The sequence below is a fragment of the uncultured Thiodictyon sp. genome (genome assembly GCA_903837595.1).
Taxonomy (GTDB): domain Bacteria; phylum Pseudomonadota; class Gammaproteobacteria; order Chromatiales; family Chromatiaceae; genus Thiodictyon.
Genome location: CAILVI010000133.1, coordinates 52697 through 62370, shown reverse-complemented (window position 1 = coordinate 62370; position 9674 = coordinate 52697). Strand labels below are relative to the sequence as shown.

Sequence of the window (9674 nt, the reverse complement as noted above, 5' to 3'; positions counted from 1 at the left end):
GAGTTCCTGATGGAAAAGGGCGCGCTCGACATGATCGTCGACCGCCGTGACCTGCGCGACCGCGTGAGCGAAGTACTCGCGATCCTGATGCGGCGCGGACGGCATCCGGATACGGTGCGTACGGCATGTACCTGATCGCTGCTGGTGCGCGTGGGAGCGGCTTTAGCCGCGATCCTGCGACGTACCGGAGGTCCCGTCGCCGCTGAAGCCGCTCCCACAAGCTGGAGGTCGAGGCTTCAGCCGCAGCGGTGGTAACACTGCACGGCGCTCGTAGCCGCCCGGCCGGCAAAGCCTTACACTTGCCCATCAAAGGGCAATGGCCGGCGGATCAGGCGAGGCGTCACGGGTATGTCGGACAACAATCGCGTCTTCATCTCCTGTGTCTCGCGGGAGTTCCAACACCCCGGTGCACCCATTGCCGGGCTGCGCGAATACCTTGCGCTGCAATTGATCGGTGCCGACTGCGAGGTTAAGTGGCAGGAGGTCTTCCGCCAGCCCGGCGACGACAGCGGCGCCGTGCGCAACGACGGCGACATCATCCGCACCTGCGTGGCGGTGATCCATCTGATCGGCGAGCAGCCCGGTGACCGCGCTAAGGCCAACGCCAGCGCGGTTGCGGACTTTCTGCAAGTTGAGCCTGCGTTTCTCAGCAAGTACGCGGAGCTGCGCGCCGCCCTCGGGGACTTCAGCGACCTGACCTATACGCCATGGGAGGCCTTCCAGGCGCTGTACCCTTTATGCGATCGGTGGTCAAGAGGTCAGCAATGAAAAAACGGGCACTAACGGCATTGTTTCTGGTGATCACAGGCTATACACCCATGGCCTTCGCTGCGCCCGACGAGGCGCCGGCCGTCCAAACCAGAGAAAGCGTCTCACCCGTGCCACTGACGGGGGAGTGGTTTATCAGTCATGTCGCGTGGGCCGCGCGGTGGCAAGGGACGATTGCAAATCGCGCCACGCCGCCGGATATCTATCCCTTCGAGCTTAAAATGAGACGCAACGGTGAGCTGATCGAGGCTCAGGTGCGCACGCAGTTGACTCATTGGGTCAGCACGCGCGAGGTACGCGGCAGGGTCGACGGGTCTGGTCACTTTGTGCTGGCCTCCAACGACGGTCAGCAGTGGCGGGGCCGGTTACAGAGCAACGGGGCCATCACTGGCGAAGAGCGCAATGGTCCAGAAGGAGATGACCCGTGGTTTCCTTTTTCATTGATTCCGGCCGGCGCTCTATCGGAGCGCAGCGCTGCCACCAAGAGAACCGGCGGGGCGCCCACAACGAGTGATTGGGCTGTCTTCCTCGATCAGTTCAAGACTGCGGTGCGGACTCAAAATTTCCGCCTGCTGCGGCCGCTGATCGCGGATAAGATCTACCTGCGTAACGAGCGTTGCGTCGACTGTGCAGCTGACGACGTGCGGCGGCGCCTGCGAGAGGAGGGTGCCTGGGCCGAATTGGATAAGGCGCTGCGCGTGCGCTGGCATAAGCTGCCGCCGAGCGAATGGGGACGCGAGGGGCGCGAGATCCTTGACCCCAGGCCCTGCCGCCAATGCGAATACGAGGTCTCTCTCGTCTTCGAGCAGGACGATGCCGGTCAGTGGCACTGGGTCACCTGGGACTATCCGGGTGATTAGGTGTCGCCATGATTCGGGCACGGGCCCGCTCGGTGTCGCTGAAACTGGCCGATCATCGCTATGCGTCATATTTCCAATGCGCTCCAGACGCGCCTGTGCATCATCCGCCACGGTGAGACCGATTGGAATGCCGACGGGCGCATCCAGGGTCATACCGATATCTCGCTCAACGAAGCCGGGCAGGCGCAGGCGCGGGTGCTGGCGATGGCCTGCAACGCAGCGCACCAATGCTTCCACGCAATCTATAGCAGCGATCTGGCGCGGGCGCGGGAGACCGCGCAGGTGCTGGCGCAGCGCGCAGGCCATGAAGTACGCCAGCTGCCGCAGTTGCGCGAGCGCCATTACGGCATCTTCCAGGGCCTCACCGCGCCCGAGGGCGCCGAGCACTATCCGGCGGCCTATGCGCACTACCTGGCGCGCGATCCGGACTATGACTTCGAAACCGGCGAATCCCTGTGTGCATTCGCGCAGCGGGTGGCCGCGGGGATCGACTGGCTGGCGCGCCATCACCTCGGGCAGACGCTCGCGGTGGTGTGCCACAGCGGCGTGCTGGACGTCGTCTACCGGCGCGCCACCGGGCGGGGGCTGACGACCCCGCGCGATTTCGCGATTCCCAACTGTGCGCTCAACTGGTTCCACTGCGATGCCCAGGGCTGGCATGTCGATGTCTGGGGTGACCGACACCACTTGGGTTCGGTACTCACGCAGCCACCGGAATGAGGGAGTTCGCAGCCACGGGTTTCAGACCCGCGGCTGCGTCGATGCAATCGCTCATAGTCCAGGGTCATTGCCTGACGCGCAGGGGGTAAACTCGCTGGCACCCTCAATGCCCCGGGAGTCCTGATATGGTCGACCAACCCAGTTTGCGCCGAGTGGCCCAAATGGCCCTGGCATCTTGTTTGTTACTGACTGGAATCGCGAGTGTTCACGCGCAGGACCCAGGTGCGGCCGCGGCGGCCCCGACCCTGGTGATGACTGACAGCGGCGCGGTGGCCGGCATCGTCGGCGGCGGGGTGCGGGAGCACAGGGGCATCCCTTTCGCGGCGCCCCCAGTGGGCGCACTACGCTGGATGCCGCCGCAGCCGGTCGCGGCCTGGCCCGGTGTGCTCGACGCCACACGCTATCGCGGCCTTTGTCCACAGACCGCGCGCTATGGGATTCCCGAAGCCAGCACCGATGAGGACTGTCTTTACCTCAACGTCACGTCGCCGGCGCCCGACGGACAGGTCCCTGAAGGCAAGCGGCCGGTCATCGTGTGGATTCACGGCGGCGCGTTCGTCGGTGGGTCCAGCGGCCTCTACGACCTCAGTACACTCGCCAAGACGGGCGACGCGGTGGTGGTGTCGATGAACTATCGTCTCGGGGTGTTCGGCCTGATGCCTCATGAGTCCTTCGATCCCGACACCAATGGCGCCTACGGCCTGTTGGACCAGCGTGCCGCGTTGCGCTGGGTGCAGCGCAACATCGCGGCCTTCGGGGGCGACCCGGATAACGTCACCATCGCCGGTGAATCCGCGGGTGCCTCCGGCGTGTGCATGCACCTGCTGGCGCCCGAGCAAACGACGGGGCTGTTCCACAAGGCGATTATCCAGAGTGGCGGCTGCACGCACCGACTGCGCCACGTCGACACGGTGGCGCAGTCCATTGGCAAGCGGGTGGGGGAGATCGTCGGCTGCACCGGTGAGGGCGCGGCGGCGTGCCTGCGCAAGACACCGGTCGCGGACCTGCTCGCGGCCGGGACCGCGGCGGCGGGCGGCGACTTGTTGGCCTTTGCGCCAGTCTACGGGACCCGCTCACAGCCACTGCAAGGCGATGAGGCCCTGGCCACCGGCCGCTTCGTGCGGGTGCCGATGATCCAGGGCGGCAACACACAGGAGCAACGCCTTTATGTGGCCTATGCGCTGCTGGCCGGGCAATTGACCACCCGCGACAATTTCGCCGTACGTCTGGCGCAGACCTATGGTGACCAGACGCAGCGGGTGGCGGCTGAGTATCCGCTGGATAACAGCCTGTCCGCGGCGTCCCAGCTCGGGTCCATTCAGTCCGACTTCAATCCGGCGGTCGCCCTCAACAAACTGCATCTATCTGCGCACGGGGCAGCTTGCGGCTAAGTATGTCAACGTCTTTGAGTACGAGTTCGCCGATCCCGACCCGCCCGATGTGGTGGCCAACCCAGGGATCAAGATGGGGGCTGTGCACTCATCCGAGCTGCCCTACCAGTTCCCGGGCTTCTCCAATACCATGAAACGCGATGCCGCACCGCTCACGCCGTCGCAGCAGGCGCTCGCCGCGCAGATGATGGCGTATTGGACCAGCTTTGCCCGGAGCGGAACCCCGTCGGCGGTCGGCGCCCCACAGTGGAAGGCCTTTACCGACGCGGGCGCGGTCTTGCGGCTGGAGCCTTACAAGTCCGCCTGGTTTGACGCGGACCAGGCGCACCGGTGCGGCTTCTGGCGGTCGGTCTATCCGGATCTGCTCGACCGGACCTATCCCTGATTTCTGACGAGTTCGGGCTAACCCCGCTCGGCCGCCGCGACCCGGTTGCGTCCGAGCGCCTTGGCCTGGTAGAGGGCGGCGTCGGCGCGCTCCAGCAGGGTCAGTGCGGTATCGTCGCTGCGGTATTCGGCGATCCCCAGGCTGACGGTGAGGGTGCCGATGACCGGGAAGGCGTGGGCCTCGACCGCGGCCCGTAACCGCTCGGCCAGGCGCAGGGCCGAGTCCAGGTCGGTGCGCGGGGCGGCAACCACAAACTCCTCGCCACCCCAGCGCGCCAGCACATCGGGTGCCCGCAACTGCCTTTGCGCCACCCGCGTAAAGTCCTGGAGCACCTGATCGCCGACGCCATGGCCATGGGTATCGTTGACCTGCTTGAAATGGTCCAGATCGAGCATGATCAGCGACAGTGCCTCCCCGTAGCGCTGTGCCTGGGCGATCGATGTGTCCAACATCCGGTCGAAATACAGGCGGTTGGGCACCCCGGTCAGCGAGTCGGTGAGCGCTGAGACCTCCAGGCGCTCGTTGAGCGTCTTCATGTGTTGGTTGAGCGTTTCTACCTCACGCGCGGTGCGCAGCACCACCAGACCGCCGCCCCACAGCAGGGTCAACAGCCCGGCTAAGGCCGCCCCATACAACAGGGTCAATTCGCGCCAGGTGGCGTCCAGGGTCTTTTGGAAGGGTGCCCAGGGCAGGGACACGCGGATGCCACCGCGCACGTCGCCCTCCTTATAGCCTTGTTGCTCATGGCATTTAAGACAGGCCTGCTCGACGTTCAGGCGGCCCATGAAGCGAAAGACCGATCCGGTCGTCTCCGTGAACAAACCGACCTGCTCGGTGGCGCCGGCCTCGAATCGCATGAGTGCCTCGCGTTCCCAGTCGTCGGCGGCGGCGTTGGTCGGATTGATCGGTTTCAGACTGGTCATGTGGAAGCGGACCCCGTCGCTTTGCTCGGTCATCGCCGACAGCAGGCGGGTCATGAACGCCGGATTGACCTTGGTCAGACGCACCCCGGCGGTGGTCGTCACATCGCGCTGCGGATCCTTCAGATAGGGATTGGGCTGTAATTCGTCGGTGATCGGGACATAGACCCCGCCCTGTTTGGCGTTCCAGCGTCGGGTAATCAGCAATTCCTTGAAAAAGGACCGGCCCATCTCGCGGGCGAGTTGCTCATTGTGGGCGGTGACGGCGCTCAGGCTGCGCCAGTAGGAAAGCCCGACGCCGGCGACCACCAGTAACGAGAGGAGCACCAGATAGCGACCAAGATAGCGGGTAATGGACGGCAATCGGGTGGCTCCGATGGGTTAACGGCCGGCGCTGTGGCCGCCCGGCCGGATGACCTGGGGCGACCGCCTCAGGCCCGGCTGGTGCATGGGTCTTGGGCTCCCGGTGGCAGCGCTGCGGTCCGCTACCTGCACTGCCCGGGCAGGGGGCTAATTTACACTATTTTTACACCATCGGACCCTGTGGGCACGCAGCCAAATCGCGCAGGGTCCGTGGTGCGAACCGCTCGCCTCAGTAGCTCGGCCCCGCCTCACCATAGCTCAGGCCCGCGTCCGTCCCCTGCTTGCGCACCGTGCTCCAGAGCTGATGGTCGAGCGAGTCCTTGGCCCCGCCGGTGGCCTCGACCTTGTCCTTGAGATAGCCCGCGCGCTGGGCGGAGACCTCTTGGACCTCCTTGCGCAGGGTTTCGCGCCGGGCGGCGGTCTCGGCGACGACCCGCGCCCGCTCGGGTTCAGTGAGCTTGGCCAGCGGGGCCGGCAAGGACTCGGCCGGGAGCTTAGACAAGTCCACCCGGCCATTCTGTACCGCGTCCACCAGTTCCTGGTCCGCCGTGAGGCTGGCCGCGCCGCTCGGTGAGGCGACAAACTCCGCGCGGCGGGCGAGCGCGGCGGGGGCCGCCGCGGCCTTGGCGACCTTGGCCTTGGCGACCTCGCCCTCACGCTTGCCGCGTTCATCCACGCTCCCATAGAAGAGGCGCGTGTCGTCCAGTTCGGCGGAGAGCTTGGCCAGCTTGGCATCATAAGGGGTGCTGATGGCGACCGCGCCGCCCGCCTGCTCCACCTGGAGGAAGGCGCCGTTGCCGAGTTGGGCGATGCGCTGCCACTCGCTGCGGGTGTCGGTTTGACCGCCGCATTGGATGGCGTTGACGCGGATACCACGACGGCCCGCCTCGGCCAGCGACTGGCTGTAGGGGACGTCGTTGGCATAGTCCATGTGGGGCGGGGCGTCGCCGACCAGAAAGACGACGCGATAGGCCGCCGGGTCCTGACTCCAGCCGATGCGGGTGATCGCCTCATGGAGCGCCTGGTTGACGCTCTCGGGTCCGTCACCGCCGCCCTGCGCCTGGAGTTGGAAGAGCTCGGCCTGGACCTTGTCCAGGTCGCCGGAGAGGTCGACGACCCGGGTGACATAGTCGTCCCCGCGGTCGCGGTAGGCGACCAGGCCCATGCGGATGATGGGCGCCGGCTGGGCGGCGGCCAGTGTTGAGGCGATCGACCAGATCTTGTCCTTGGCCGTCTGGATCAGACCGCCCATGCTCCCGGTGGTATCCAGCACGAAGACTGCCTCCACCACCGGGCGTTGACCGGCCGGGGGTTGGGGGACGGTGATCGCCATCGGCTGCCCCGCGGTCTGGACCGGCAGTGGGGCCGGTGCCGAGGCGTTCAGAAGCGGGAAATAGGCCACCGCCGCGGCGGTGAGTCCGAACAGGCCGAGGCCGATGAGTTTGGTGTTCATGGAGTGTGTCTCTTTGCTTGAATTCACGGATGGTCTTCGATGCGACGCAAGGCCCCTTCGGCTGCCCGGCAGGCCAGATCGAACGGGTCCGGCGGGGCGCCCGGGGTCGTGGTGCGGTCGGCGCGGTGCCCGGGCCGGGCCGGGATGGCGGCGAACAGGGCCTGGATCAGGAACAGGCACCAGAGCGCCAGGAACAGACTGCCGCTATGGACGCCGGCCCACAGCCCGGCGGCGGCTCCGCTCAGGATCAGGCCCAAGTCCAACAGGGCGGCGCCGGGGGTGGCATGGAAGCACCAGACGCGTGCCACCCAGACCAGACCGAGTTGCATCAGCACTTGGGGCCAGACGCCGGGGACCAGGGCGAGCGCGGTGCCGGTCGCTGGCACCCAGGCGAGCACCAGTAGCACCCGCCCGGCGCGCTCACCGCTGCGGCTCACCAGATAGAGCAGGTAGCCAAGCCCTAGTGTGGCAGTGGTCAGTGTCAGCGCCTGACCAGGCCAGAGCGCCAGGCGCAAGCCGGTGTGGAGTACGGATGCTCCGAGGGCGGCGGCCAGCGCGACCAGGGCACCCTCCAGGAAGGTCGGGCGGTTCATGATCAGGTCCCCCGGCGGCGCAGCCGCAGCAGTTCCAGTTCCACCTCAGCGTCCGAGACGCCGGTATCCGGCGCGGACCAGGCCGGGTCCAAAGGGCCGCGGTCGTCGTCGGTCGAGCACTGCGGGTCCGGTGTGCAGAGCGCGGCGCGGGCCCGCAGGTCATCGAGTCGCGCGGCTTGCGATTCGCTGCGTGCCGCCAGGCGGCTGCGCTCTTGCGTCAGCTCGGCGCGTCGGGTCGCCAGCCGGGCACGGTTGCGGGCGGTCTCCAGGCGGCGGCGCACCAGCGGTCGGGCCAGTGCTTCGCGCCCCTCGGTGAGCCCCTCCGCCAGGGCCTCTGCGGTGCGTGCTTCCTCTTCGGCCAGCGCGGCATCGCGCAGCGCCAGCCGCGCCAGTTCACGGTCCAGCCGGGTCAGGGCCTGGCGGCCCTGGTCCAGCGCCTGTTCCATCTCCCGCACCGACTGGGCCAGCACCAACTCGGGTGCCTCCAGTCGGTCGAGTACTGCGTTGAGATCGGCGCGTACCAGTCGCGCCAGACGGGTCATCAGTGCCATGGTCGTGTGCTCCTCGTGAGGCTGTTAGAATCTGTGATAGGAGTCTAGTGAGGGGGCAGCGATGGGCCTAGGCAGGCGTTGGTAAAACAGATGGGCGCGGTTTTACGTGCAATTTACGTCCGCCCCGCGGCCTTGCGGTTAGACTAGTACCGCAAAGCGTGACTCCCGCTAGTAGGCCCTGTCCCCCTCTGCGCCTCTGCGCCTCTGCGTCTCTGCGTGAGACCTGTTGAAGAATCTCACGCAGAGGCGCGGAGACGCAGAGAAGAAAGAGGGTTCCGTCTACTCATCTTTAAGGTGCCACTTGCAAGCTACGAGTGCTTATTGTTATTCAATCTCAACTTGAGGTCACCAAAATGAAGGCCGTGCATCGATCGATAACGCTATCCGTCACTGCCGTCATTGGCTTAATCGCAGGCATCGCAATGGCGCCATTAATTAAATATCCTACTGCTAACGCCGCATCTCAAAGCGGTTTTGTGTCTACCGGGCACCTTACTACCCCAGGTGGTTATTCATTTGATCGGCTCGAAGACAAAGACTCTGGAGTAATCTGTTACCTTGCCGACAACACCGTAGCTCCCTTACTCAGTTGCGTAAAGAAATAGGGGAGGCCCGTAGGTTGGGGTGAGGAACGAACCCCAACGTCTTTGAATTGTGGGCCACAGCTAAACCCTGTTGGGGTTCGCCAAGCTCACCCCAACCTACAGCCACTATCATGCGCCACCCCATCGACCCAAAAATCGACTGCGTCTTCAAGGCCCTGCTCGGGACCGAGGATAACCGTGGGCTGCTGATCCACTTTCTGAACGCCGTGCTGGGCACCGATCTGCCCGCGCCGGTGGTCGAGGTGGAGATCCTGAACCCCTTTAATGAGCGGGAGTTTATCGACGACAAGCTGTCCATCGTCGATGTGAAGGCGCGCGACGGGCAGGGCCGGATCTACCAGGTCGAGATCCAGTTGCTGGTCCTGCCCGACCTGCCGGCGCGTATCCTCTACGGTTGGGCGGACCTCTATAGCGCACAGCTCCAGAGTGGCAAGGACTATGGAGCGCTCAAGCCCACCTATTCGATCTGGTTGCTCGGTGAGGACTTGAGACCCGCGGTGCCGGAGTATGCCCATCACTTGCGGATGCGCGATGAGCAGGGCCGCAGTCTCATCGATCATGGGGGCATCTGGCTCTTGGAGCTGGGCAAGTTCGCGGCCAAACAAGGAGTAGGCGAGGATGTCGATACCGAACTCAAACGCTGGCTGCGATTTTTCACCGAGGGCGAGCGACTCGATGAGAGCGAGCTGCCGACCTGGATGCAAACCGAGGAGATGCGACAAGCCATGAGTACGCTGAAGGGCTTTTCCGAGAAAGAACGCGAGTATCACGCCTACCAGTCGCGCCAGAATTACCTGCGCCAGCAGCGCAGCATCCAACGTCATCTGGATGAGTTACAGGTGGCGGAAGAACAGGCGCGCGCGGCGGCAGAACAGGCGCGTGCGGCGGAGCAACAGGCCCGTGCGGCGGAGCAACAGGCCCGTGCGCGGGAGGAGCTCGAGCGCGCCGAAAAGGACGCCGCGCTGCAACGCGAAGCGGCAGCCTTGGCCGAGATCGAGCGGCTCCAACGACTCTTGGCGGACCGGCCGGGCGCCGAGTAAGCCAGGCGATCACGGTCGATCCCGA

Annotated in this window: 10 protein-coding genes; 6 read left to right on the top strand and 4 right to left on the bottom strand. The window is 65.5% G+C overall.

Annotation, left to right across the window (positions count from 1 at the left end; genetic code table 11):
* The first annotated feature begins 348 nt into the window (after positions 1-348).
* The 5 genes from QZY44_RS07255 to QZY44_RS07235 all read left to right on the top strand — a co-directional run bounded on the left by QZY44_RS07255 (position 349) and on the right by QZY44_RS07235 (position 4124).
* Complete coding sequence (locus QZY44_RS07255; protein WP_295444314.1) at positions 349-768, top strand: hypothetical protein; 420 nt, start codon at positions 349-351, stop codon at positions 766-768.
* A complete protein-coding gene (locus QZY44_RS07250; RefSeq protein WP_295444312.1) occupies positions 765-1628 on the top strand; it encodes a hypothetical protein in 864 nt (287 codons plus the stop codon). Before QZY44_RS07255 ends, QZY44_RS07250 begins: the two co-directional genes overlap by 4 nt.
* Before the next feature lie 60 nt (positions 1629-1688).
* Positions 1689-2348: a histidine phosphatase family protein gene (locus tag QZY44_RS07245; RefSeq protein WP_295444308.1), complete on the top strand. Its 660-nt coding sequence runs from the start codon at positions 1689-1691 to the stop codon at positions 2346-2348.
* A gap of 161 nt (positions 2349-2509) precedes the next feature.
* The gene (locus QZY44_RS07240) at positions 2510-3739 is read left to right on the top strand and encodes a carboxylesterase family protein (RefSeq protein ID WP_295444305.1); all 1230 of its coding nucleotides are present in this window, start codon (positions 2510-2512) and stop codon (positions 3737-3739) included.
* Positions 3621-4124: a carboxylesterase family protein gene (locus QZY44_RS07235; protein ID WP_295444320.1), complete on the top strand. Its 504-nt coding sequence runs from the start codon at positions 3621-3623 to the stop codon at positions 4122-4124. Before QZY44_RS07240 ends, QZY44_RS07235 begins: the two co-directional genes overlap by 119 nt.
* A gap of 17 nt (positions 4125-4141) precedes the next feature.
* On the opposite strand, the gene QZY44_RS07230 is transcribed toward QZY44_RS07235, so the two are convergent.
* The 4 genes from QZY44_RS07230 to QZY44_RS07215 form a co-directional block, all read right to left on the bottom strand.
* Positions 4142-5407, bottom strand: coding sequence for a diguanylate cyclase (locus tag QZY44_RS07230; protein WP_295444302.1), 1266 nt, complete (start codon positions 5405-5407; stop codon positions 4142-4144).
* Between the two features lie 229 nt (positions 5408-5636).
* On the bottom strand, positions 5637-6860 hold the full coding sequence (locus tag QZY44_RS07225) for a vWA domain-containing protein (protein WP_295444299.1): 1224 nt from the start codon (positions 6858-6860) through the stop codon (positions 5637-5639).
* 23 nt (positions 6861-6883) lie between these two features.
* Positions 6884-7453, bottom strand: a complete 570-nt coding sequence (locus QZY44_RS07220; protein WP_295444296.1) for a hypothetical protein — start codon at positions 7451-7453, stop codon at positions 6884-6886.
* Between the two features lie 2 nt (positions 7454-7455).
* Positions 7456-8004, bottom strand: coding sequence for a PspA/IM30 family protein (locus QZY44_RS07215; protein ID WP_295444293.1), 549 nt, complete (start codon positions 8002-8004; stop codon positions 7456-7458).
* Positions 8005-8719: 715 nt separating this feature from the next.
* Here QZY44_RS07215 and QZY44_RS07210 point away from each other — a divergent pair.
* Entirely contained in the window at positions 8720-9649 is a 930-nt protein-coding gene (locus QZY44_RS07210; RefSeq protein WP_295444290.1) for an Rpn family recombination-promoting nuclease/putative transposase, read from the top strand.
* The last annotated feature ends 25 nt before the right edge of the window (positions 9650-9674 follow it).